This is a genomic window from uncultured Corynebacterium sp., from assembly GCF_902782855.1.
In the GTDB taxonomy this organism is placed as follows: Bacteria; Actinomycetota; Actinomycetes; order Mycobacteriales; family Mycobacteriaceae; genus Corynebacterium.
The window spans coordinates 1-23,896 of the sequence record NZ_CACZOO010000073.1 but is presented as its reverse complement, the minus strand read 5'-3'; the positions used below and the strand labels follow the sequence as shown (position 1 = coordinate 23,896).

The following is a 23,896-nucleotide window of genomic DNA, read 5'->3' as shown; positions in this document are numbered from 1 at the left end:
GTGGACAGTGCGATGCCGCGGAGCTGCTCGACGACCGCCCCGGCGGGCATGATGGCCGTGAACAGCCAGAACCAGGGCTGGGCGATGTCCGCCAGGCGATCGGCCCCGGCGACGGCGAAGAATCCCAGATCGACCAGGAACATGCCGAGGGCGAAGGCCGTCGCCCAGACCATGACGACCTTCTTGGGGAACCGGTCGACGAGCGTGCCGAAGAGCATGCTGCACACCGAGACGAACAGCATGTAGGCGGCGCCGACGGCACCCGAGGCGATGACGTTGCGGGTTTCGGCGTAGATCCAGAAGGTCAGGCCGAACCAGAGGAAGCTCGTGGCGAGGTTGGCCACGGCGGTGTTGACGAGGAGATGGACGAAGGTACGCATACCGTGGTCAGGGGTTGTGCGCGGGGATGTGCGCGGGGTTGTACGGGGCATTCTGCTCTCCGGTGGAGTGCGGGGGCAGGGCGGTTCCATGGCCGGTCCGGAGTGAATCGGGGTACGGCAGGTGCACCGCCCGACGCCCCCGCTGATGTGCGGTGGGCCGTCGGACAGCTGGAGAAAACGGGAGGTGACTCGACCGTTCTCCGCTGTCAGCGGAGGGTGCGGAGCTTCAGGGAAGCGGTGCCGGTGTACATGGATGGAGACTGTAGCACCCGATGGGGGTCGCGCATACCCCTCACTGTCCCTTCGCAAAGTGGGGGTCGATGCACCACGCAGAGACGGGGGTAAGCGCGATGCAGGATGATTACCCCCATTGAGAATAGTTCAGCCTTCACTTACACTCGCCTACGTACATGTACCCCTCAGAAAGAAAGTGTTCCAATGAGAGCTCTTCGATCCAAATCTCTTAGGTCATTTGTCGTGACCCTCGTGCTGGCGACTGCATTCGCCTCCCAGTCACAGGCTTTCGCCGCCCCTACCTCCGCCACAATCGAAGGAGGGACAACCCAATCCTCAGACCCGACTCGATACGACTACGTCGACCCAGATTCAGGTGACACCAACACTTCCATTGGACCCCGCAGTGCGATCGGCTACGAGCCCATCACTGGCTTTTCCTTCAACTGGAGGGGAAACACATATAAAGTCGCCACTTCAGAGCTGAAGCACGGAATCTCTGGAAGTGGCACTCGGATCAACTCTGAGTACGCCGAATATCGCGCTCCGAGCACCGTGTGCAACTGGCGCATCGACTACCAGAATCGCAACGGAAGCACCATCTACCGGACATACAGGGGAGCGACGCATGCAACCTGTAACTTCGGGGCAATGTATGACATCGGCCCAAGCAATGTCACTGTCCGAAAAGGAAAGCAATGCGCGAGGCTCTTTGTTGGCGGATCCTTCCGAGGCGAGCAGTGTCACAACATCCACTGACCTCAGCTCTCCTGTGCGTGTCCGCCGCGGTAGCCGGCATCGTGTGCACTGTGGCCCTGGTCATGGCATGGAACAACCTGTACAACGCGGACGCCTTCCTCTCCGACGACGCCGCCACCGATGTCTCCGGACAGGTCGGCCCCGCCTTGACCTATGTGAAGGTCGGCACCATCGCCGCAGCGGTGTCAGTGCTGAGCCTGGTGGCCCTGGTGTGGCGGACCTCCGTCGGTCGCAAGGAACAGGCGGCGAAGTGAGCCGCGAGGTACGCCGCAGGCAGTGGCGCACCCCTGTCCGGAGGTAGTTATTGCGACGCACATACCGATTCTTGCACTGGGGAGCCTTGCCTTTACTAGGCTGCCCTTCATGCACACTCTCTCCGAGCACGACCGCCAGCAGCACATCAACGCCGCCGTCGAGGCACTGAAGGCACGAATGACCCGTCGGTTCATCGACGTCGACGAGGCATTCGCCCAGCTCGCCTCGGAACTCCACTGGCAGGGCGAGCAGGCGGCGTGGGGGCTCCGCAGGGCCCGGCGCCGGCTACGCGGCACCTGCTAGGTCACCGCCCGGCGGTCACATGCCGTCCATGTCCGCCATGCCGTCGGTGCCGTAGTCCTCATGCCCCGACTGCTGGACCCGGACCGGAACGTCGGCCAGCTCGTACTCCTTACCGTCCTCGTCGGTCAGCGTGAACGTGACGGTGTCACCGGCGGCGATGTCGTCGTTGTTCTCCATGATCATGATGTGGTTTCCACCCGGGTGCAACGACACGCTGCCGTTGGCCGGCACGACCAGGCCGTCGGCGGTCTCCCGCATCACACCGTCAACCACCTCGTGGTACTGGTACACGGCGGGGAGACTGCCGGTGACCCGGGTGAGGTGGATGTCCTTGTCGGTGTTGTTCGTCAGTTCACCGAACGCGGCGGTCATCGACTTGTCCGTCCCCTTGGCCCCGACATAGCCGTCCCCGAGGGTCAGCGCGTCGGTGGAGACCTCGGTGGAGCCGGTGTCGCCGGCCCCGGTCTGTTCGGTGGAGCCGGTGGAGGTAGCCGTGGTCTCACTGTCGTCTCCACCGCAGGCGGCGAGCCCCAGCACCAGTGCTGCAGAGGCTACGGTGGCACCGAGGCGGCGGGTGATGGTTTTCATGTGGTTTCTTCCTTACGGTCGAACGGTTGGGCAGGCGAGCGGCGGGGTGCACCGGGACCGGTGCACGGGGTGCTCTCCCCCACTGGTCGTTCAGCGGGCCGCCAGAGTTCCCCACCACCACCTCCACCACCCCCGAACAGGTCAGGATTCCCCGGGAACCGGCACCCGCCACCGTCCGACTACTCGGGCATGGCAGTTTCCACTGATGCACCCCCACCGATGACCCACCCCTCTCCCCGGCATGACACTGCGGACCGGCTGCAGACCCGCCGGCTGATCCACCGACTGCATTTCTTCGCCGGGATCATCTGCGCGCCCCTGATCCTGTTCGCCGCGCTGACCGGTCTGGCCTACGCCTTCTCCCCCACCATCGAACAGGTCACCAACCAGGACATGCTCACCGCCTCAGAGTCCGGGGAACGCGCGGACGGCAGCACCGTCCCGGTGAGTCGACTGGTGGAGACCGCCCGGAACAGGCACCCCGACCTGACGCTCGCGGGAATCCGGCTCGGCGACGCCGACCAGACGACCCGGGTCCTGTTCAGTGATCCCGACCTCCCGGAGTCGACGGTGCGGGCGGTGTTCATGGACCCCTACACCGGTGAGGTGAAGGGCGACACGACCCAGTACGGCAGCTCCGCGGCCCTGCCGTTGCGCCAGTGGATCTCCCAGGGGCACCGGATGGCCTGGCTGGGCGAACCGGGACGCCTGTACTCGGAGACCGCGGCCAGTTGGCTGGGGGTGCTGGCCGTCGGCGGACTGGTCCTGCTCTGGTCCCGGCAACGCGGGTCCGCGAGGATCCGGGGCATGCTGCGCACCGGAGGCTCCGGCCGGGTGCGGACCGTGCGGCGGCACGGTGCCACGGGCACGGTCATCGCCGTGGGCCTGGTCTTCCTCACGGTCACCGGGCTCACCTGGTCATCGGTGGCCGGCGACAACATCGGCGAGGTCAGGGCGAACCTCCACTGGGGCACCCCCTCCGTCTCCTCGGAGCTCCCGGGTGCCACGGTGCCCACCATGTCAGCGAGCGGGGACACCGGAGCGCACCAGAGCCATGAGGGTCACGAGGGTCACGGCGGGACTCCCGGACACGGCACGTCGGGTGGCGGGGTGCGCGTCAGCGGCCTCAACGCGGGTTCGATCGACCGTGTCGCGGCGACCGCACGACGCGAACTGCGCACCCCGGTGACGATCACCCCGCCGGCGGCGGAAGGACAGGCGTGGACGGCCGCGGAGAACCGCGCGGCCTACCGGCTGTCGAATGATTCGGTGGCGGTGGACTGGGCCACCGGCGCCGTCACCGGGCGGTCGGACTTCGCCGACTGGCCGCTGGCGGCCCGCGCGACCGCCTGGCTGATCCAGCTGCACATGGGCACCCTGTTCGGCCTGCCCAACCAGATCGCTCTCGGTCTGCTGGCGGTGGGCGTCATCGCCGTGGTCTGCCGGGGTTACGCGATGTGGTGGATGCGGCGCCCCACCGGTTCCCTCGCGGCCGCCCCACGTCGGGCCCGGTGGTCCCGGCCTACCCGGGGCACCGTCATTCTCGTGCTGGCCCTGGTCGCCTACGGATGCCTCGCCCCGGTTTTCGGGGTGACCTGTCTGGCGTTCATCGCCGCCAGCGCCGTGTGGTCGTTGTTCCGGCGGCGGGCACAGGCACACTGATCACACGGTGCCGGTCAGGCGGCCACGACCACCACGGGCCACGTCCACCACCGTCCAGGCCATCGCCGTCGCTCCGTCACGCAGCGTTTTCTCCGCGACCGGGCCGACACAGGCTTCCGCGAACTCCGCCTGATGGTTGAGCACCGGGAACGAGCCCACCCCGATGTACGGGTGGATCGCCGGTACGGCCCAGGAGACGTTCGCGAAGTCGGTCGAGGCCCGGCACATGTCCGCTGCCGGATCCTCCTCACCGTGCTCGCCACCCTCGACGTGCAGTTCACGCCCCAGGGTCAGCGCATTGGCCCGGTAGAACCCCAGGGCGTCCTCACTGGTGCGCATGTCGGAGTAGGGCTTCGACTCGTCGATGATCTCGACGGAGCAGCCGGTCGCCAACGCACCGGCCTCGAAACACCGCTTCACCTTGGCGGATGTCTCGGCGAGCTCCGCCATGGTCCCGGCGCGCACGTACCAGCGCCCCGTGGTCCTGCCCGGGATCGCGTTGGGGGCGTCCCCGGCGCGGGTGACGATGCCGTGCACCCGGACGGACGCCGGCAGCTGTTGGCGCAGCAGGCCGATCGCCACCTCGGCGACGGTGAAGGCGTCCGCGGCATTCACCCCCTGCGTCGGGTACGACCCGGCGTGGGCGGCATGACCGGTGAAGGTGATCTCCCAGTGTTCCACGGCGAACGGCCGGGCGCGCACCACGTCCACCGGCGCGGGATGCACCATCATCGCGAAGTCCAGTCCGTCGAAGGTACCCCGGTCGAGCATCTCGATCTTGCCGCCGCCACCCTCCTCCGCCGGGGTGCCGAACACCTCGACCGTGATGCCGAGTTCCCCGGCGACACCGGCCAGCGCCACCGCCGCACCCAGCGACATCGTGGCGATGAGGTTGTGCCCGCAGGCGTGGCCGATGTTCGGCAGGGCGTCGTACTCGGCCATCAGCGCGGTGCGCAGCGGGCCGGACCCGGCCACGGCATGGAAGGCGGTGTCGAGGCCGACAAACTTCTCCTCCACCGTGAAACCGTGGTCACGCAGGTAGGAGGCACACCTCGCGGCAGACTCGTGTTCCTGCCACGCGGTCTCCGGGTGGGCATGCAGCCACTCCGACAGGTCGACCAGCGACGGATGCAGTTCTCCGATCCGCGCCTGCACCTGCGTCTTCGCGTCCGCCTCACTCATCGCCGGGCACCCCGTAGGACGGGGAGGACGCCGGGTCGATGCCGCGGGTGACGTAGTCGTCCCGCTGCGGCAGCCAGACCTCCAGCAGGTCGGCGAGGTCCTCCACCGGGGCCTCCGACCAGTCGACCCGCAGGTCGGTCTCGATCCATCCGGCGGAGCGGACGACGGCGAGCCCCGCGGAGTGCACCGGGCCGGCTTCCCCGCCGGCGGTCAGTCCGGCCTGCATCGCGGCGAGCAGACGGTTCTCCAGGTCGACGCCGGATGTCGCAGACGACTCGAAGGCCGCGAGCATAGCGTCCGGCACCCCGGCGGAGGCGAGCATGTTACCGGCGCAGACGGCGTCCTCCCCCACCGCCGAAGCGTAGGTACCGAGGGTGTGCGGGCCGGACCAGGTCGCGCCCGGGCCTGCGGCACCGAGGACGCTGAGCTGGCGGTAGTCGAGGGTGGCGTCCGCCCGGGCGAGGGTCTCCAGAGCCTCGGCGGCGGTGGCGCCGGACGCCAGCGCGTCCAACAGGAACGGGCCGAAGCGCGGGTCGGTGATGTTCTGCGACGCGGCCACCCCTACGCGGGAGCGCACGTGGAGACAGCGGGCGGCGACGGCCGGGGAGGACGAGCTCACGGCCATGCCGAAGGCCACTGTGCCGTCAGCTGCCGTGTCGCGGGCGACAATGGAGAAGGTCATCTACAGCACCGCCGTCGCGTCGATCTCGACAAGCCATTCCGGGCGGGCCAACGCGGAGATGACGATGCCGGTGGAGACCGGGTGGACGCCCCTGAGCCAGCGTCCCATGACGCGGTAGACGGGCTCGCGGAAGCGGATGTCGGTGAGGTAGACGGTGACCTTGACGACGTCCTCGAGGGTGCCGCCGGCCTCGTCCATGAGCATGGCGATGTTCGCCATCGCCTTCTCCGCCTGCGCCTCGACGTCACCGACGCCGACGTTCTCACGGGTGTCGAGATCCTGGCCGATCTGGCCGCGCAGGTAGACCACCCCGTTGGCGACGACGGCCTGGCAGAGGTCGTTGTCGAGGTTCTGCTCCGGGTAGGTGTCGGCGGTGTTGAAGGGGCGGATGCGGGTGTGCTTCATGTCTGTTCTCCTGGGTGGGTTACTGCCGGGTGGGTTACTGCCGGGTGGGTTACTGCCGGGTGGGTTACTGCCGGGTGGCGGGTTCGGTGGCGGGGGCGTAGGCGGCGTAGCCGCGCTGGATCTGGATCTCGTCGACGACGTACTTCGCGTCGTGCCAGCAGCCCCAGATGAAGCTGGAACCGCGGCGCGACAGCCACGGCAGGCCGACGTAGTAGAACCCCGGTGCGGCGGTGACGCCGCGCTGGTGGACGGGGCGTCCGGCGTCGTCGAGGGTGCCGTCGACGGTCAGCCACGAGTAGTCGACACCGTAGCCGGTCGCCCAGATGACCGTGGTGATCCCGGCGGTGGCGAGGTCCAACTCGAGGATCGGGTCGATGGCGTCGGTCGGGTCCGGCCCGAGGGCCCACGCCTCCGGCTCCTCTGGCAGGTCCAGGCCGTTGGCCTCGATGTAGGCGTCCGCCTCGGCGAAGAGCTCCAGCAGGTTCCGGTCACCGGCATGGATGTTGTCGGCGAGGTCGCCGCGGAAGTGCAGGACGCCGCCAGCGTCGCAGGTCTCGGCGCGACCGGTGAGGTGGATGCCGTCGGCGGCGAGGTCGCGGAAATCAACGGTGTGGCCGCCGTCCGCGCCGGTCACGGCGATGGTGACGTGCTCCGCACCGACCGGCGGGGCAGCCATGTCCCACTTGCCGAGAACGCCGAGCCACCACACGTTGTCGCGACCCCGGTAGCGGCGCGGCGGACGGTCGTGGGCGCCGACGGCGAGGGTGACGTCGCGCCCGGCGCGGTTGAGTTCGACGGCGATCTGCAGGCCGGAGGACCCGGCACCGACGACGAGGACGCCACCCTCGGCCAGCTGTTCCGGGTTGTCGTAGTCCGCGGAGTGGATCTGGGTGACGCCGTTGGCCTCTGCCACGGTCGCCGGGATCACCGGCGGGATGACCGGCGTCTGGAACGGACCGGTGGCGGAGACGACACTGGTCGCGGCGATGGTGACCTGCTCAGCCGGGTCGGTGGAGCCGGTGGGGCGCACCGTGGCGAGGTAGCCCGGCGCGCCCGGGTTCTTCACCAGCCCGACGACCTCGACACCGGTGTGGACCGGGGCGTGGTGGAGGGCTGCGTAGTCCTCGAAGTACTGCGCGACGCGGTCGTGGTGGACGAAGGCCTCCCCGTCGCACGGTGCGGCACCGGAGGCCGTGGGGGCGTCGAAGGTGAGGCCGGGGAAGCGGTCGTGCCAGGCGGGGCCGTTGGCGCAGAGGGAGTCCCAGCGGCCGGTGCGCCACTTCTCGGCGATGCGGTCGCGTTCCAGGACCAGGTGGTCGATGCCTGCGGTGGTGAGGTGTTCGCTGGTCGCGATGCCGGACTGGCCGGCGCCGATGACGAGGACCTCGGTGGAGGTGGGGAGGCTGGTCAAGTTGTTCAGGTTGTTCACGGTCGTTCTGTTCACGGTCATTCTCCGATCCGGATGAGCTTCTTGTTGACGAATTCGTCGGCGGCCAACAGGCCGAGTTCGCGCGAGGTACCGGACCTCTTCACCCCGCCGAAGGGGAGCTCCGGGCTGTCGGCGAGGACGCAGTTGACGTAGACCATCCCGGCCTCGATGGCGGTGGCGACGCGGTCTGCCTGGGCGGGGTCGTCGGTGTAGACGTAGGAACCGAGTCCGAAGGGGGTGTCGTTGGCGATGCGCACGGCGTCCTCCTCGTCGGTGGCGCGGTAGACCACACCGACCGGGCCGAAGAACTCCTCGCGGTAGGCGTCCATCTCCGGGGTGACGTCGGCCAGTACGGTGCCGGGGAAGAAGTTGCCGTCTCGGACACCCCCGGTGAGCAGTGTCGCCCCCTGTGCCACAGCCCGGTCGACCTGGTCGGCGAGCCGGTCGGCGGCGGCCGGGGAGGACAACGGGCCGAGGACCGTGCCGTCGACCGTCGGGGCGCCGAGCGGGACTGCCGCCATGCCGGCGGTGAACTTCGCCAGGAAGGCGTCGTAGAGGTCGTCGACGACGATGAAACGCTTCGGGGCGTTGCAGACCTGGCCATTGTTGTCGGTGCGGGCAGCGACCGCTGCCTCGACGACGGCGTCAAGGCCGGCGTCGGGGCCGGCGTTCATGTCCGTGCCGGGGGTGGAGAGGACGAGAAAGGGGTCGGAGCCGCCGAGTTCGAGCGCGACCTTCTTGAGGTGGCGGCCGGCCTGCTCGGCGACGGCCGCGCCGGCGCGCTCCGACCCGGTCACGGAGACCCCTTGGACACGTGTGTCGGCGATGATGTCCGCGGCCTGGTCATTGGTGGCGTAGACGTTGACGTAGGCACCGGGCGGGAAACCGGCCTGCGCGTAGATCTCCTCGAGCAGCGCGGCGGTGCGCGGGCACTGCGGGGCGTGCTTGAGGATGATCGTGTTGCCGAGAACGAGGTTCGGGGCGGCGAAGCGCGCGACCTGGTAGCTGGGGAAGTTCCACGGCATGATGCCGAGGAGGACGCCGAGCGGGGCACGCCGGATCAGGGCCGAGCCCTCACCAAGGATGGCCAGCGGCTGGTCGCCGGTGATCGCCTCCGCATTGTCCGCGTAGAACGCGGTGATGTCGGCGGCGAGATCGACTTCGCCGAGCGCCTGGTCCAGCGGCTTTCCCATCTCCGCGGTGATGATCTGCGCGAACTCCTCGCGTCGGTCACGCTGGATCTGTGCGCAGCGGGCCACGGCGGCGGCCCGGTCGGTGACGGGGACCTCACTCCAGATGCGGTACCCGGCCTCAGCACGGGTCACGGCGTCCCGGATCTGGTCGTCGGTGAAGGTGGCGAAGGTCTCGCGGATCTCGCCGGTGGTCGGGTCGGTGACGGCGTAGGTCATCGGTGGGCTCCTGTGTCTGTTATCTGGATTGCTGTTGTCTGCATGTCTGTTGTCTCGGTCTGTGGCGTCCGGATCTGCGGCCGCTCGGTGATGACGCCGCGGCACACCGCCGCGAACGCCCTGGCCTTGGCCGTGAGCCCCTCCCCCGCCCGGTAGGCGAGCGCCACATTGAGCGGACGCACCGGTTCTGCGACGGGGATCGCCGCGATCTGGTGACCGGAGTAGGTGAGATCGTGGTGCGGCACCTGGTTGAGCAGCGTGTACCCGTGACCGGCGGCGACCATGCCACGGACGGTCTCGAAGCTCTGGAACTGGGCCGCGACGATCGGGGTGACGCCGTTCGTGCTGAATGCCTGGAGGAAGTACTCGCGACTGCCCGGGATGTTGAGGAGGATGAACGGCTCGGACGCCATCTCGTGCAGGGAGATGGACGTCCGACCGGCCAGCGGGTGGTCCGGACTGACGCCGACGTAGGCCGGACGTTCCTGCAGCGGCTCATAGGTGACCGTGGCGTCCGGGATCATGTCGTAGATCAGGGCGACGTCGATGCGTCGGTCCCTCAGCGCCGCGAGGGCGTCCGGGCAGGACAGTTCCACCGCATTGGCACGCAGTTCGTGGTGTTCTGCATCGAGCCGGGCCCAGATCTCGGGCAGGTAGAAGGGGGCGAGAGTGGTGAAGCAGGCGGTCTCCAGGGTGCCGCGGAGGGCGTCAGGGTTGACGGCGTCGGCGGCGTCCCGCAGTTCGGAGAGGATCCGTCGCGCGCGGACGAGCAGCTCACGCCCGTCGGCGGTGAGCTCGAGACCCTTCGAACGACGACGCAGGAACAGTGTGGTGCCGAGGCGCTTCTCCAGCTGGCTGACCGACGTGGAGACCGCCGACTGTGCGACGTAGAGTTCCTCCGCTGCGGCAGTCATGCTGCTGTGTTCTGCGGCGCTGACGAAGTAGACGAGCTGCGCCACCGAGATTCCGGGGTTGGTGAGCATGCGGGTCACGCTATGGTCGCCGTATTGCCGTTGCGTTTCGTTGATATAGCACGGCGTTTGCATCAGAAATGACGATGTGGGCGACCTGTTTTCGTTGTGCTGCAGCGGTTGCCGGGCGGGCGGGGTGTTCCTAGCGTCACAGAGCATGGACAAAGGCACGAACAGGGTCATGAACAGCACATTCGAGTACATCGTCGTCGGTGGCGGGACGGCCGGGTGCATCGTCGCCGCGCGGTTGGCGTCTCGCCCCGGGCACCCGCGCGTGGCGCTGGTCGAACGGGGACCCGAGGACACCCACGAGGAGCGCGCCCAGGCGATCCGGAACTGGGACCGGATGGTGGAGAGCGGGTACGCCGTCCAGCACCGTTCGGTACCGCAGGCCCGCGGCAACAGTCACATCGACCACACCCGGCTGCACATCCTCGGCGGCTGTTCCACGGCCAACACCATGATCTCCTGGCGTCCTTTCCGCGGCGACCTGCAGGAATGGGAGGCGCGCGGCGCGGCCGGCTGGGGCCCGGAGGAGTTCCTGCCGTTCTACGACCGGTTGAGGACGCGGATCTCGGTCATCCCGCCGTACGACCGGAACCCGCGGTTGTCCCGGGTCCTGGCCTCTGCGGCGGACGCGCTGGACCTCGAGGAGGTCGTGGAGTGGAACCCGGTCCCACCCACGGACTGCGCCGACTACCGCCCGGGGGCCGGGTTCTTCGAGATCGGGTACATCCCGGAGACGAACCAGCGGTCCAGTGCGTCGAACGCCTACCGTGACCTGCTGACCAGGGCACAGTTGCGGGGGAACCTGGACCTGCTGACCGGGCACCGGGCGCGGTCACTGGTGCTGTCCGACGACGGCGAGAGCGGCAGAGGCACCAGCGGCACGGGCGCCGTCTGCACCGGGGTCATCGCGGAGGACGCGGGCGGCGGCGTCCGGGAACTGTCGGCGTCCGGTGAGGTCATCGTCTGTGCCGGCGCGTTCGAGAGCCCGCGGCTGCTCATGGCGTCCGGCATCGGTGATCCGGAGGTGCTTCGTGATGCCGGGGTGGAACCGGTCGTCGACCTGCCCGGGGTGGGCCGCAACCTGCAGGACCACGCCGAGGGGATCGTCGTCTGGGAGACCCGTGGGCCGACGAGCGCGGACTCCGCGACCGGGTGGGACGCCGGCTATCTCTGGGGGAACGCGCACGCGTCCGGGGAGTTCTCTGGCCTCGACCCGGTGCCGGAGGTGACGACGCACGTGCCGGTCCAGGCATGGGTGGAGCAGCTGGTCAGGGCGGGGATCAGCCTGCCGGAGCACTACGCCGGGGTGGCACCCAACGTCTCCCGGCCGAGCAGCCGCGGCCGGGTATGGATCACCTCGGGTGATCCGGACGCTGAGCTCCAGATCGACTACGGCTACTTCACTGACGCGACCGGGCGTGATGAGGCGGCGCTGGTCGCCGGGGTGCGCAACGCCCGGGCGGTGGCGTCGGCGGAGCCGTTCGCCTCCGAGATCGTGCGCGAGGTCTTCCCCGGCCCGGACGTGGTGACGGACGAGGCGATCTCCGCAGCGGAACGGGCGGTCCACCAGACCGTGTACCACCCGTGCGGGACCTGCGCGATCGGCGATTCCGCAGATCCTCAGGCTGTTCTGGACCCGGCACTACGTGTGCGCGGCGTGCGTGGCCTGCGGGTGGCGGACGCCTCGGCGTTCCCGACCGTGACCTCGACGAACCCGGTGGTGACGGTCATGATGCTCGCCGAGCGGGCGGCGGAGCTGGTGGGCCAGAATAGAACCAGAAAGTAACCATTCAGGAAATCTGAGAGGTATCTGTCGCCCTTAGGACTGATGCCAATGAGAAATATCGACGCTCTTTTACGAACGCTGAACCACGCCCCGAACCACAGTGAGGTATGTCACCTCCCCCAGATGTTACCCTGGTATCAGGAGAGCTATTTCCAGACAGAAGATACACTGTATAACTGCCGCTCGCAGAGAAGCCTTTACTCAATGCGTACCCGATAACACCGGAAAGTCTCTTATCGACCGCATCTGATGACTTTCGAAGCCTGTCCACCTCATCCGAATTCCATAGCGGATTGACTCGCACAGATTCAACATGCGCAAAGTGCGGACATATCTTCTTGCTGAAGTAGAAACCAACATATTCAACAGGTGCCAAAGTACGATCAGTCGAGCATATATACGCAGACTGGGCGATATAGAGATCATAGACAGAGCTATCCTTCGACCCCACAATGACAGTGTTTTGCACCGACGCCACGGGCCGGTCCTTACAAAGAACGCGGACCTGTTCAATCGAACTAATCCACTCTCGAGCACCCGGATCAACCCACCCCGCAAGCGCGAGAATCTTCTCAAGTTCCACGACTGGATCGAGAGACAGGAGTGAATCCTGGTGCGCACATCTGTTGCGGAGCTCCAACATGTCACTGACAGCCCTGTCAACCTGATTCCTCACTCCGGAAGATTTCGGAAAGGACTCCCTGAGACACTTCCTCCATAGTTCCTCATTCTGGGAACCGTCATGAAGGAATGTCGCCCAGAACCCAAGTGTGACCGAGGCAATAATAGCATCCGGCGTCACAGAACGACCGCTGTTCTTCTTCTTTAACTTAGCAGCAGCTTTCTCTACTTGATCATGACTATCCCGCCATGGATAGTCCAGTGGATGCACCTTCTCAAGTTCCCGCATCATGGCGTTACGAACGAGAACTTCAGTGTGATGAATACACTCCGTCAACGCTGATGAAACTCTGGCATTCCACTCGTAAAGATCCCAGGCCGCTTCGACATCCCCTCCGCTGCCCTCCAGGTACGGCGCAAACCGAGCTTCAGAAATCCAACTGACATCTCTCCTCATACCACCGGATACTACGTCGTGTGTTAGCCTGTGGGTGTCCGCCTCTGATCCGGTCCTCCGGGCATGCGGCCGAGCCCCGCCGCCGCCTCTGCACCGCACGCCGCGGCGGGTGCTCCCTTTTCTACAGTTCCGGGTGCCGCCGTCCGTGGCCGGTCGCAGCCTCGAAGGCACGTGCGACCCGTAGCACCTCGACATCACGGCCCGGCGCGCCGATGATCTGGATGCCCACCGGCAGTGGCGGTACAGGCAGGGCCTCCGGTGCAGTGGCGGCGGTCGGATCGCCGGACGCACCGTTGACCGGCCGGGCGAACCCCGCCGGCACGCTCACCGCCGGACAGCCGGTCGGCGAAATGAGCGTCGCCGCACGCATCCAGTCCAGGTAGTTCTCCTGCGGCACACCGTTGATCGCTCTCGGATAATCCCAGGACGCGTCGAACGGCAGGACCTGCGAGGTCGCCGTGACCAGCACATCATGGTCGGCGAAGAAGCTGTTCACCGCCACCGTCAGACGGACCCGCGCGGCGTCCTTCGAGAGAAGATCGTCGACGGTCAACCGTAGGCCGGCCTCGATGTTCCACGCCACGAAGTCGCGGAACGTGTCCGGGTGGGCGCGCAGCAACGGCCCGTACCAGGCGGCGAAGTCGTAGGCCCGCTGCGTGAAGAAGACCTCTGCAGCGTCCGAGAGGTCGACGCAGGTGTCGTCGACGATCGCGCCGAGGTCAGTGAAGACCGGCAACGCGGCGTTCACCACCGCCAGGACCTCCGGCTCGACGTTCAGGCGTCCGGCCAGCGTCGGCGAGAACCCGACACGGACACCTGCCAGTGACGGCTCCCACGACGGATCCGAGAACTCCGGCAGATCGAAGCACACCGCCGGACGGGCGGTCGGCGATTCCGGGTGCGGCCCGGACGCCACCGACATCAGCAGCGCCACGTCGGACACCTCCCGCGCCATGAACCCGGACTGGGCGAGCCACTGCCACGAATCCTCCGGCGGCACATGCGGGATCATCCCGTCCGAGGGGCGGAACCCCACCGTATTCGTGAAGGACGCCGGCGTCCGCAGGGACCCGCCCATGTCTGAGCCGTCACCGGCGGGCTGGATCCCCGCGGCGATGACCGCGGCGACACCACCGGAGGACCCGGAGGCGGACCTCGTGAGGTCCCACGGGTTCACCGTGGTTCCGAAGACGGAGTTGAACGTGTGTGACCCGGCGGCGAGTTCGGGGACGTTCGTCTTGCCGGTGGAGACCACCCCGGCGGCCTGCAACCGGTCGATGATCAGGGACGAGGTGGTGGTCATGTTGCCGACGAACAGTGGCGACCCTTTCACCGTCGGCAGGCCGGCGACATCGTGGGTGTCCTTGTGCGTCATCGGGACGCCGAGCAGGGACGGCAGATCCGTCGCCGCCCCACCGCCGGCGAGAAGCCTGGACCGCAGGGCGTCCGCGGCGCGGGCGGCGGCACGGGCAGCCTCCCGGTCCTCGGCGACCACCGCGTTGATCAGCGGGTTCACCGCGTCGATCCGGGCGTGGTGGGCGTCCAGCAGCTCGACCGCACCCACTTCACCGGACGCCACGGCCGCCACCTGCTCCTGCAGGGACTTCCAGGTCAGATCGGCTCCGGGTGTGACGGGTTCATCGGTGGACACGGTTCCGGACACTACTGGAACTCGCTCATGATGTCCGCGTACAGGTCCCGGAACTCCGGGGACATGGTCACCGAGGTGTCGCGCGGGCGGGGCAGGTTCACCGGTACCTCGCGCTTCACGGTGCCCGGCCGGGAACTCATGATGACCACCCGGTCGGCGGTGTAGACGGCCTCCTCGATGTCGTGGGTGATGAGCATGACGGTGAGCTTGTGCTCCTCCCAGATCCGGGTGAGCAGGGCCTGCATGCTACGTCGGGTCAGGGCGTCGAGGGCGCCGAACGGCTCGTCCATGAGCAGCACCTTCGGCCGGTAGCTCAGCGACCGGGCCAGTGCGGCACGCTGCTGCATGCCGCCGGAGAGCTGGTTGGGGAACTTGTCGCCGAAGCCGTCGAGACCGACGAGGTGCAGGTGGTCATCGGCGACCTGTTTCCTCTCCGTCCTGGACATGCCCTCCTCGCCGCGCAGGGCGAACAGGACGTTGTCGCGGACTGTCAGCCACGGCAGCAGGGTGGCGGACTGGAAGACCACGCCACGGTCACGGCCGGGACCGTCGACCGGTTCACCGTTGATCTCGACGACACCGGAGGTGGCCTCCTCCAACCCGGCGATGATCGACAGCAGCGTCGACTTTCCGCAGCCGGACGCGCCGACGACGGAGACGAACTCGTTGTGGTGCAGGTCGAGGGTGAGGTCGGTGACGGCGGTGACCTCGCCGAACTGCTTGACCATGTTCCCGACGTGGACGACGGGCGACTGTCCCCCGGACGGCGTGGTGGCGTCCCCGGTGGCGGTGGGAGCGGTGGTGGGAGCGGTGTCTGACGCGGTGGCGGTCATGAGCGGGCCTCCTGGTAGCGGAACATGCGGCGTCCGGCAGCACGCATGATCTGGTCGAAGATCAGACCGAGCAGACCGAGGACGATGACGTAGGCGATGATCGTGTCGGTGGCGAGGAACCGCTGCGCCTGGGTGATGCGGTAGCCCATGCCGGAGGACGCCGCGACGAGCTCCGCGACGACCAGCCAGCTCCACGCCCAGCCGAGACAGAGGCGCAGAGTGTCCCAGATCCGAGGGAGGGCGGCGGGGACCACGATGTGGGTGAGGATCGACAGGCGTCCCATGCCGAGGGTCGCCCCGAGGTTCCGGTAGCTGCGCGGGACCTGGCGGACCGCGTCGGCGACCATGAGCACCATCTGGAAGAAGGTGCCGAGCCAGATGATGAGGAACTTCTGGCTGTCGTCGGTGCCGACCCAGATGATGGTCAGCGGTACGAAGGCGACGACCGGCATGTAGCGGATGAAGTCGGTGAGCGGTTCAATGGCTGCCTCGGCGCGGGGACCGGAGCCGGCGAACACGCCGATCGGCACGGCGAGGACGACGGCGAGCAGGTAGCCGACCATGACGCGCCACACGGAAATCCGCATGTCCGACCAGAGCTGGCCGTCGGTGGCGGTGTCGCCGATGACGCGGACGACGTCCGCCGGGGACGGCAGGAAGGTCGAGTCGACGATGTTGAGCGCGGTGATCAGCCACCACACCGCGAGGACGACGACGAACGACGTCACGGCGATGGCCAGGTACCTCCTCCGGCTGATCGGTTCCGGGATGACGCTGCGGTGTTTCCGCCTCCCGGCGGTCCGGGGTGCTGCTGATGTGGCGGTCATGATGCTCCTATTCCGCCGCGTCGACGAACTGCGTGTCGATGATCTCGTCCGGGTCGTGGTCGTCCTTGACGATCTCCGCGTTCCGCGCGGCCTCCATGACACTGGGGAGGACATCGGACCTGTAGTCGCCGCCGAGGTAGGTCCTGTTCTCCTCCAGCCCGTAGAATTTCACACCCTCGAACGCGGTCTTCAGTGATTCCGCGTCCGAACCGATGTTCTTCGCGATGATCGCCTGGGCGTCCCCGGTGTTCTCGTTGTAGTAGTCGATGGCGGGGCCCCAGGCGTTGATGAGTTTCTGGATCGCCTCCGGCTTCTCCTCAAGCGCCTTCTTCGAGACGAAGAGGGTGTCGGAGATGAGACCGGGCTGGGCGTCCGCGGTATAGAGAGTCTTCACCGAGTCGTCCTTGCCGGCGGTGTCGGTGATGTAGGGCTCATAGGTGACGGCGGCGTCCACCCGCTTGGACTGGAGAGCGACGGCGGCATCGGACGGGGCCATCGGCACCGCGGTGATGTCGTCGATGCTCATGCCGTTCTCCGACAGGGCGTGGTCGAGCAGCAGGTTGGAGACCGACCCCTCCTCGAAGGCGATCCTCCTGCCCTTGAGGTCCTTGACCGAGTCGATGCCGTTGCCCGCGAGGATCGCGTCCGCGGTCATGGAGGTGTCGAGGACGAGGCTGATGTAGCCGTCTGTCCCGTTCTCGATCTCACGGAGGGCGGAGTGGGTGGCCTCGTTGAGGACGTCGACTTCACCGGAGCCGATGGCGGCGGTCATCTGGGCGTCGTCATTGAAGCTGGTGATCTTCACGTCGAGGTCCTGGTCGGCGAAGTAGCCCTTGTCCTGGGCGATGTACCAGGGGCCGTAACCGAGCCACGGCTGGGTGGCCATGGAGATCGAATCGGTGGCACCGCCGGAACCGTCGTCGGGCGAGCAGGCGGTGAGACCGGCACCGGCGGTCGCGGCGACAAGGGCGGTGGCGGTGATGTGGCGGGCGAGTCTGGCCTTGTGTGCACGGCCCGTGAATCGGCCGAGGAAGCGCAGTGCGGTGGTCATGGCGGGTTCTCCTGTCGGTTGCCGGCATCTCGTGTCCGGATTTCCGTGTCCCAGATTCGCGGCTCAGACTGCCCTGTTCAAATAGGCAATGAGTGGGACCACCATCTGTTTTCCAGATGCAGGTACACCTGCAATATCAGCGAAACAGACGGACAACTGCCGCGAAACGTCCCCGTCATCTCAGCGGAAGTCACCGGAAGGCGACCTGTTGCTATTGATCAGATCAATACCGTGCATACAGGAAACAGATTCAACGGAAACATCCCCGACCATTTATTCCACACCTGCCCCGGCTGACGGCGCGCCTACAGTCACTCGACATGAACACTTTCACTGTCACGGACGCGGACGTCTACCTCGGCCACGGAGTGTGGCGGCATGGTGCGGTCCACGTCAACGGCGGCGTCATCTCCGCTTTCTCCCCCGATCCCGCCGACCTGCCGTCCAACTGCCGCATCATCGACGCCGCGGGCGGTGCGCTGCTCCCCGGCTTCCAGGATGCCCACGTCCACCCGCCGCACGGGGGCAAGGGCATGCTGGGCGTCGATCTCACACCGGTCCATGAAGTCGACGCCTACCTCCGGCTCATCGACGCCTACGCGACGGAACACCCGGAGGACACCGTGATCGTCGGCTCCGGCTGGTACGGGGACCTCTTCGACGGTGGGATGCCCACCGCGTCGGTGCTGGACACGGTAGCGTCCGTCGGGTCGCGGCCGGTGATCGTCGACGGGCACGACGGCCACGGGGTGTGGGTGAACACCGCGGCGCTGACGGCGGCGGGGATCGATGCGTCCACCCCCGATCCCGCCGACGGCCGCATCGTGCGGGACGCCGCGGGCAGACCCACGGGCTCCCTGCTCGACGGGGCGATGGAGCTGGTCGCGGCACTCGCACCGGAGCAGTCATCGGTGACGCTGGCGGACGCCCTGCTCGCCGCACAGGAGAGACTGCACTCGGTGGGCGTCACCGCCTGGGCGGACGCCATGGTGGGTGCCACCGAGACCCAGGGTGACCCCTTCGACACCTACCTCGACCTGTTCGACCGTGGTCTGTTGACCGCCAGGGTGTCACTGGGCCTGTGGTGGCAGCGGGCCGAGGGGCTGGAACAGATCGAACTCTTCCGCACCCGGCGTGATGCGGCGGCGCAGTTCGGTGCGCTGGACCGGCTGCGGGCGACGACGGTGAAGATCATGCAGGACGGAATGGTGGAGAACCTCACCGGCGCGATGGTCGACCCCTATGTCGGCTCGTGCGGGTGCGGTGCCGGCGACTCTTCGGCGGGTGCCGTTGCCGGCCCGTCGTTCAATGCACCGGTGCGGCTCAACGAGGCGGCCGTGGCGTTGGACGCAGAGGGCTTCGACCTGCACTTCCACGGTTGCGGTGACCGGGCGGTGCGCGAGTGCCTGGACGCGGTGGAGTATCTGCTGTCGGCGGACGGTGCGTCCGCTGCGCCTTCCGGGTCCTCCGGGAAAAGGCGCACCGTGGACCGCCGCCACCAGATCGCGCACGTCGACGTGGTACACCCCGACGACATGTCCCGGTTCGCTGACCTGGATGTCACCGCGAACCTGCAGATGCTGTGGGCCCGACGTGACACGGAGATGCTGGAGCGCAAACTGCCCCAGCTGGGCCGTGAGCGGGAGGCGTGGCAGTTCCCCTTCGGGGGGCTCCACCGGGCGGGGGCACGACTGGCGGCGGGATCGGACTGGCCGGTGTCCGACCCGAACCCGCTGTTGGCGGTCCACACGGGTGTCCACCGTACCGCGCCGGAGGTGGACGTCCACGCTGTCGGCGCTGAGGCGCACTCGGTCCCCCTGGAGCGGCAGCATGCGCTGGACTTCACCACGGCGTTGGAAGCCTACCTCACGGGTTCAGCGTACGTGGACCGGCTGGACCGGGTGGCCGGACGCATCGCCCCGGGCATGGCCGCCGACCTGGTGATCCTCGATCAGCCGCTCAGGTACACACCGGATGTGTCAACGGTGGGCGTGGTGGAGACCTTCGTTGCGGGGCGTAGTGTGTGGCGGCGGTGACGGTCCAGCCACCTCCTACCCCACGTTGCTCAGCCCGCGCGCTGACCAACGTCCACGGCAGCCCGATGAGTCCCCGGGTGCCGTCGGAGAAATCGCCTCATTCTGATGAGCCGGGGACTGACGCCGGTGCCGGTATCCGACGGGGCCAGGCATCCCTGGTTCGTCGGGGTTCAGCGTTGATCTGGGCGATGAAGCCACTACCGAACACATCGCCGGAGGTGCTGCCGAAGAGATTCTTCACCTTCGTCATCCCCCCGCGGCTTTCCAGCGCAGAGGGGAGCACGCCGCCTGCCCCTGCCACATCACCGGGGAACCGGCAGAGGTCCAGCAGGTTCGATTTTCCGGAGGCGTTCGGCCCCACGATGATCAGGCGGTTTCCACCGGCACGTCCAGGATCTTGAAGCTCCGCCAGTTACTGGCCGTGACACGGGGCGAAGCGCATGTCCCCTCCTGGCAATCCGACAGTGTTCTCCCACGTCAGGCCGCCTCAGTGCGTCCTCGCGAACAGACGCGGGAGCCACACCTACCCCAGCTCGTGCACCAGCAGGTCCCGCACGGCACCGAAACGGAACGGGTGCCCCAGGGCCGACAGCACCACCGGCCGGGCGTGCTGGTCAGCCAACGCCAGCTCCGCCGCACCGGTCCGACCCAGCAACACCGCGGGCCCCACCGTCGGCACCGGCATGCGGAGAGGCACCCGCATCTTCTGCGCCTCGGCCAACGCCGAAGCGAACTCCGCCTGGGTGATGTCATCCGGGGCGACCGCGTTCACCGGACCGACCAGGGCCGCGTCCACCACGGCACGATGATAGATGTCAACAAGATCATCCACCCCGATCCACGGGAAGTGCTGCTCTCCCGACCCCAGGCGACCACCACCGGCCCTGGACGAGGCCCCCAACAGTGTCAACAACGGCGAACCGCCGCTGAGCACCAGCCCGGTCCGGATGTTCACCACCCGCACCCCCGCCTCAGCGGCGACCGTGCAGTCATCCTCCCAGTCCGCGACGACATCGGCGAGGAATCCCCCACCCCGGGCGGCGTCCTCCCCCACCGGTTCCGGACGCGCCGCACCGTAGAACCCGACGGCCGAAGCGCACACGAAGGTCTTCACCCCACAGGACGCCGCGACCCCGGCCAACCGTCTCGTCGGCCCGACCCGGGAATCCCGGACGGCTGCCTTGTGCGCCCCGGTGAAACGTCCGAAGATCGGGGCACCTGCAAGATGGACCACCGCGTCCACCCCGTCCAGCAGACGGGGGTCGGGGGCGGCGGGATCCCACAACCGAGCCCCCTCTGAACCGACCGCGGAAGGACGCCTCACCAGTGGAATCACCGTGTGCCCGGCGGTGCGGAGCAGGGCGACCAACCGGGTACCGACCAACCCGGAAGCTCCGGAGACGGCGATGGTCAGCTGCGGCGAATCAAGATCACCGAGAGCACGGAACTCCGCCAGATGCGTGAGATCATCAGTGAGCTGACGGCGCCGGTAGGCGGCGAATCGGCTGATCAGAGCGATCGGGAGGCGACTGGTGATCCGGTCGGTGACGGTGGAGGTGCCGTCACCACCGTCGGCGATGAGATGCTCATGGTGCCAGCCGGTGAGACGGAACGGGTTGTTGACACAGTCGTCAACGAACCGCCGCCCGTCGACATACCTGTCCGGATCATGCCGCGCCACCCAGGTCAGGCCCCCGGGAAGATCGAAGACGGTGGTGCCACAGCGCAACGAATCAGTTTCCGAACGCACCCGCATACGACAGAACCCCGGGGTGAGCCGGACTACAGCCCCGGGGCGGGTGTGCCACCTCCACACGTCGACGGCGGGGCGCGGAATCTGCGTGTCAAACTCGTGGGTGGTGGTACGGGCGGTGGGCACGGTGGTGGGACGCATACAGGGCAACGGTACGCGGGGAGGGTCACATCCCCGGAACCCGATGAGCAGGTAACCCGGGTCGGGGGTACACACCGGCACCGTCATGACGGTGCCGCCGCCGAGAGACAAACTCCACGATAAAAGCTCCGAGACGCCCGTACTGACAGTGCATGGTGACCTCCCCGGCCAGGATCTGCTGCGACTACCGCCCCGACGTTACGGTCCGGTTGTTTCCCCCGTGTTGCCCTCCGGTTTCCCGGACGAAGAAGAACCGGCACCGGACCGCCCCCGACCTCACACCGCGACAGCAGCCGCCGTCCCCCGGGCGATCTTCGTGTTGTGCGCCTGCGCCCGCGGACGCACGATCATCAGATCCATGTTCACGTGCGCCGGGCGGGTGATGCCGTACGAGATGACATCGGCGATGTCCTCGGCGAGCAGCGGCTGATAGCCCTCGTAGACCTCGGCGGCACGGTCGGCGTCCCCGCCGAAGCGCACCAGCGAGAACTCCTCGGTCGCCACATTGCCCGGCGCGACCTCCAGGACACGCACCGGCTCACCGACGATCTCCCAGCGCAGGGTGGTGGTCAACATCCGTTCAGCATGCTTCACGCCGGTGTACCCGGCACCGCCCTCATAGGCACCGTGAGCCGCGGTGGAGGTGACATTGACGATGTCCCCTGTGCCACGGGTGTTCCCCGACTCACGGAGCAACGGCAGCACCGCCTTGGTGACACGCAGGGTACCGAGAACGTTGAGCTCGTACATCCGGCGCCACCCCTCCAGGTCAGCGTCCTCCACCAGGTCGAGGCCGAGGGCCCCACCGGCGTTGTTGACCACCGCATCCAGTCCACCGGTGGACGCCAGATGGTCGACGAGCTCCGCGACAGCGACGTCATCGGTGACATCGAGAGGCCAGGCCCGGCACCCGGTCTCGGCGGCGAGGTCGTTGAGGCGGTCAGCGCGCCGGGCGGCGGCAATGACGTCCATACCGTCGGCGACGAGGCGTCGGACGGTGGCCGCGCCGATGCCGGAGGAGGCTCCGGTGACGAGGACGCGGCGGGAGTTGTTGTCGGTCATGGTGGGTTTTCCCTTCCAGGGTTTGTCAGGCGGCGTCGGCGGTGATCGCGGCGGTGAGGATGCTGAGGCCGGCGGTGGCGTCCTCCGTGGTGATGACGCACGGCGGGACGACGTGGATGCGGTTGTCGGCGACGGTGATGATGAGCCCCTGTTCCAGACAGTGGGCTTTGATGGCTGCCATGCGGTCGGCGGGCAGGGGTTCGCGGGTGGCTTTGTCGGTGACGAGTTCGACGGCCCAGAACACACCGGTACCGCGGACCTCACCGACGGTGGGGACGCTGTCGAGGGCGTGCAGGGCCGGGCCGATGGTCTTCTCACCGAGTTCGGCGGCGTGTTCGACGACACCCTCCTCCTCCATCGCTGTGATCGTGGCGACGATCGCGGCCATGGCCAGGGGATGGCCTGAGTAGGTCAGGCCACCGGGGAAGACGTTCTCGTCGAAGTGGTGGGCGATCCTGTCGGAGATGATGACGCCACCGGCGGGGACGTAGCCGGAGTTCACCCCCTTGGCGAAGGTGATGAGGTCCGGGACCACACCCTGAGCCTCGAAGGCGAACCAGTTGCCGGTGCGCCCGAAACCTGCCATGACCTCGTCACAGATCATTACGATGCCGTGACGGTCGCAGATCTCCCGGACACCCTGCAGGTAGCCCGCCGGGGGTACCATGATGCCGGCGGTGCCGGGCACGGACTCGAGGATGATGCCGGCGATCGACTGCGCTCCTTCTGCGTCGACGGTGTGCTCGAGGTGCCGCAGCGCCCGCTCACACTCCTGTGCCTCGGTCTCCGCCCAGAACTCGGAACGGTAGAGGTAGGGGCCGAAGACGTGGACGTGACCGCGGGCGAACTCGTTGGGGATCCTCCGCCAGTCGCCGGTCGCGACGACCGCGGAACCGGTGTTGCCGTGGTAGGAGCGGTAGCGGGAGATGATCTTGTCACGTCCGGTGACCTGGCGGGCCATGCGCATGGCATTCTCGTTGGCGTCCGCCCCGGCATTGGTGAAGAAGACCTTCCCGAAGCCTTCGGGGGCGTGGGCGAGGATCTTCGCCGCGGCGGTGGCGCGCGTCCGGTTGGCGGTCGCCGGGGCAATGGTCGTCAACTGTGACGCCTGCTCCCTGATCGCCTCGACGACAGCCGGGTGCTGGTAGCCGATGTTGACGTTGACGAGCTGACTGGTGAAGTCCAGGAACTGGTCCCCGGCGTGGTTCCACAGCCGGGCCCCCTCTCCCCCGGCGATGACGGAATCCGGGAGATGGTTCTGGGCGGACCAGGAGTGGAACACGTTGTCGTGGTCGCTGCGGAGGACCTCTGCGTCGAGGTCGGCACCGGTCAAACCGGCACCGACGAGCTGGTCGGCAAGTGTCGGGGAGGTCTGCGGGGTGGTTTCTGCGGTGGTCATGTTTCTCCTCT

At 67.5% G+C, this 23,896-nt stretch carries 20 protein-coding genes and 1 pseudogene; 5 read left to right on the top strand and 16 right to left on the bottom strand.

Translation table 11 applies throughout. The annotated features are described in order from the left end of the window. Nucleotides 1–380 (bottom strand): annotated as a pseudogene (locus QZV72_RS03395) (MFS transporter); the annotation flags it as partial. Between the two features lie 1,010 nt (nucleotides 381–1,390). On the opposite strand from QZV72_RS03395, the gene QZV72_RS03390 reads away from it, so the two are divergent. Beyond that, the gene (locus QZV72_RS03390; protein WP_297005279.1) at nucleotides 1,391–1,627 is read left to right on the top strand and encodes a hypothetical protein; all 237 of its coding nucleotides are present in this window, start codon (nucleotides 1,391–1,393) and stop codon (nucleotides 1,625–1,627) included. Between the two features lie 109 nt (nucleotides 1,628–1,736). After that, complete coding sequence (locus QZV72_RS03385; protein WP_297005277.1) at nucleotides 1,737–1,931, top strand: hypothetical protein; 195 nt, start codon at nucleotides 1,737–1,739, stop codon at nucleotides 1,929–1,931. Between the two features lie 15 nt (nucleotides 1,932–1,946). Here the strand turns inward: QZV72_RS03385 and QZV72_RS03380 are convergent, their stop codons facing one another. Continuing rightward, entirely contained in the window at nucleotides 1,947–2,519 is a 573-nt protein-coding gene (locus QZV72_RS03380) for a copper chaperone PCu(A)C (RefSeq protein ID WP_297005274.1), read from the bottom strand. Between the two features lie 219 nt (nucleotides 2,520–2,738). Here QZV72_RS03380 and QZV72_RS03375 point away from each other — a divergent pair, with 219 nt between their 5' ends. After that, nucleotides 2,739–4,181 (top strand): PepSY domain-containing protein, encoded by a 1,443-nt coding sequence (locus tag QZV72_RS03375; protein ID WP_297005282.1) that lies wholly within the window; start codon nucleotides 2,739–2,741, stop codon nucleotides 4,179–4,181. On the opposite strand, the gene QZV72_RS03370 is transcribed toward QZV72_RS03375, so the two are convergent. The 6 genes from QZV72_RS03370 to QZV72_RS03345 form a co-directional block, all read right to left on the bottom strand. Next, nucleotides 4,182–5,363 (bottom strand): M20 family metallopeptidase, encoded by a 1,182-nt coding sequence (locus QZV72_RS03370; protein WP_297005272.1) that lies wholly within the window; start codon nucleotides 5,361–5,363, stop codon nucleotides 4,182–4,184. Continuing rightward, on the bottom strand, nucleotides 5,356–6,045 hold the full coding sequence (locus tag QZV72_RS03365) for a DUF1028 domain-containing protein (RefSeq protein ID WP_297005270.1): 690 nt from the start codon (nucleotides 6,043–6,045) through the stop codon (nucleotides 5,356–5,358). Before QZV72_RS03365 ends, QZV72_RS03370 begins: the two co-directional genes overlap by 8 nt. Further along, nucleotides 6,046–6,450: a RidA family protein gene (locus QZV72_RS03360; protein ID WP_297005268.1), complete on the bottom strand. Its 405-nt coding sequence runs from the start codon at nucleotides 6,448–6,450 to the stop codon at nucleotides 6,046–6,048. A gap of 64 nt (nucleotides 6,451–6,514) precedes the next feature. After that, the gene (locus QZV72_RS03355; RefSeq protein WP_297005266.1) at nucleotides 6,515–7,894 is read right to left on the bottom strand and encodes an NAD(P)/FAD-dependent oxidoreductase; all 1,380 of its coding nucleotides are present in this window, start codon (nucleotides 7,892–7,894) and stop codon (nucleotides 6,515–6,517) included. A 2-nt stretch (nucleotides 7,895–7,896) separates the two neighbouring features. Next, complete coding sequence (locus QZV72_RS03350) at nucleotides 7,897–9,288, bottom strand: NAD-dependent succinate-semialdehyde dehydrogenase (RefSeq protein ID WP_297005264.1); 1,392 nt, start codon at nucleotides 9,286–9,288, stop codon at nucleotides 7,897–7,899. After that, nucleotides 9,285–10,271 carry a LysR family transcriptional regulator gene (locus QZV72_RS03345; protein WP_297005261.1) on the bottom strand — a complete coding sequence of 329 codons (987 nt, stop codon included), beginning with the start codon at nucleotides 10,269–10,271 and terminating at the stop codon, nucleotides 9,285–9,287. Before QZV72_RS03345 ends, QZV72_RS03350 begins: the two co-directional genes overlap by 4 nt. A 169-nt stretch (nucleotides 10,272–10,440) precedes the next feature. Here QZV72_RS03345 and QZV72_RS03340 point away from each other — a divergent pair, with 169 nt between their 5' ends. Continuing rightward, nucleotides 10,441–12,054 (top strand): GMC family oxidoreductase, encoded by a 1,614-nt coding sequence (locus QZV72_RS03340; protein WP_297005258.1) that lies wholly within the window; start codon nucleotides 10,441–10,443, stop codon nucleotides 12,052–12,054. A gap of 4 nt (nucleotides 12,055–12,058) precedes the next feature. Here the strand turns inward: QZV72_RS03340 and QZV72_RS03335 are convergent, their stop codons facing one another. The 5 genes from QZV72_RS03335 to QZV72_RS03315 form a co-directional block, all read right to left on the bottom strand. Beyond that, nucleotides 12,059–13,132 (bottom strand): hypothetical protein, encoded by a 1,074-nt coding sequence (locus QZV72_RS03335; protein WP_297005255.1) that lies wholly within the window; start codon nucleotides 13,130–13,132, stop codon nucleotides 12,059–12,061. Nucleotides 13,133–13,253: 121 nt separating this feature from the next. Further along, nucleotides 13,254–14,783: an amidase gene (locus QZV72_RS03330; protein ID WP_297005254.1), complete on the bottom strand. Its 1,530-nt coding sequence runs from the start codon at nucleotides 14,781–14,783 to the stop codon at nucleotides 13,254–13,256. A gap of 11 nt (nucleotides 14,784–14,794) precedes the next feature. Then, a complete protein-coding gene (locus QZV72_RS03325; protein ID WP_297005252.1) occupies nucleotides 14,795–15,616 on the bottom strand; it encodes an ABC transporter ATP-binding protein in 822 nt (273 codons plus the stop codon). After that, entirely contained in the window at nucleotides 15,613–16,443 is an 831-nt protein-coding gene (locus QZV72_RS03320; RefSeq protein ID WP_297005249.1) for an ABC transporter permease, read from the bottom strand. Before QZV72_RS03320 ends, QZV72_RS03325 begins: the two co-directional genes overlap by 4 nt. Nucleotides 16,444–16,450: 7 nt before the next feature. Continuing rightward, on the bottom strand, nucleotides 16,451–17,494 hold the full coding sequence (locus QZV72_RS03315; RefSeq protein WP_297005247.1) for an ABC transporter substrate-binding protein: 1,044 nt from the start codon (nucleotides 17,492–17,494) through the stop codon (nucleotides 16,451–16,453). Between the two features lie 320 nt (nucleotides 17,495–17,814). Between QZV72_RS03315 and QZV72_RS03310 the strand changes: the two genes are divergently transcribed. Beyond that, on the top strand, nucleotides 17,815–19,530 hold the full coding sequence (locus tag QZV72_RS03310) for an amidohydrolase (protein ID WP_297005243.1): 1,716 nt from the start codon (nucleotides 17,815–17,817) through the stop codon (nucleotides 19,528–19,530). 523 nt (nucleotides 19,531–20,053) lie between these two features. On the opposite strand, the gene QZV72_RS03305 is transcribed toward QZV72_RS03310, so the two are convergent. The 3 genes from QZV72_RS03305 to QZV72_RS03295 form a co-directional block, all read right to left on the bottom strand. Continuing rightward, a complete protein-coding gene (locus QZV72_RS03305) occupies nucleotides 20,054–21,424 on the bottom strand; it encodes a TIGR01777 family oxidoreductase (protein ID WP_297005241.1) in 1,371 nt (456 codons plus the stop codon). Between the two features lie 276 nt (nucleotides 21,425–21,700). Then, the gene (locus QZV72_RS03300) at nucleotides 21,701–22,486 is read right to left on the bottom strand and encodes an SDR family oxidoreductase (protein WP_297005238.1); all 786 of its coding nucleotides are present in this window, start codon (nucleotides 22,484–22,486) and stop codon (nucleotides 21,701–21,703) included. A 25-nt stretch (nucleotides 22,487–22,511) separates the two neighbouring features. Then, on the bottom strand, nucleotides 22,512–23,885 hold the full coding sequence (locus tag QZV72_RS03295; RefSeq protein ID WP_297005236.1) for an aspartate aminotransferase family protein: 1,374 nt from the start codon (nucleotides 23,883–23,885) through the stop codon (nucleotides 22,512–22,514). Nucleotides 23,886–23,896: the final 11 nt, after the last annotated feature.